The organism is Methylobacterium sp. CCH5-D2, assembly GCF_001556475.1.
Taxonomy (GTDB): domain Bacteria; phylum Pseudomonadota; class Alphaproteobacteria; order Rhizobiales; family Beijerinckiaceae; genus Methylobacterium; species Methylobacterium hispanicum.
The window spans coordinates 1-527 of the sequence record NZ_LSIX01000888.1 but is presented as its reverse complement, the minus strand read 5'-3'; the positions used below and the strand labels follow the sequence as shown (position 1 = coordinate 527).

Genomic DNA, 527 nt, shown 5'->3' with positions numbered 1-527 from the left:
GGCCCGGTCGCGGACCGCCACGCCCCGCGCGAGGCCGATAGCCCCCGCGAGGAGGCCGAGGTCGGCAGCGCCCCGCCAGGCCGCGAGGGCGCCGCCCAGGATCAGGCAGGCCGAGGCGAGGAGCGGGTTCGCGAGCGGGGCGACGACCAGCGCCGCGGCGAACAGGACCGCGCTGAGGATTCGGAACAGGTGGGCGACGACCATCGGATAGCCTTCCGCGCTCGCTGACGCGGCGGGCTCTGGGCCGGCCGGGTTTCGCCCGTATGTCTTGCCGCGTGCGCGACGCGTCCGCGGTGTGGCGGCGCACCAGGCTTCGCCGTCGGGGCCCGTCAGGGAGGGCCGGCCCCGCCCGCCGTCGGTGTCTCCGATCCTCGCAACCGACGCTCAGGCCTTTTCCCGGACGCCTGCCCGATGCCGTTTCCGGTTGATGGGTTCGGTCGAACGCATCGCCGCAGGATGAAGCGCGGGTCCCCTCTCCCGTAGGGAGAGGTCTGCTTTCGCAGAAAGCCGGGTGAGGGGTATGAGGC

Annotated in this window: 1 protein-coding gene; it reads right to left on the bottom strand. The window is 73.8% G+C overall.

Going from position 1 to position 527, the window contains the following annotated elements:
- A partial coding sequence (locus AX737_RS23785; protein ID WP_156453924.1) for a hypothetical protein occupies positions 1-204 on the bottom strand: 204 nt, incomplete at its 3' end.
- Between the last annotated feature and the right edge of the window lie 323 nt (positions 205-527).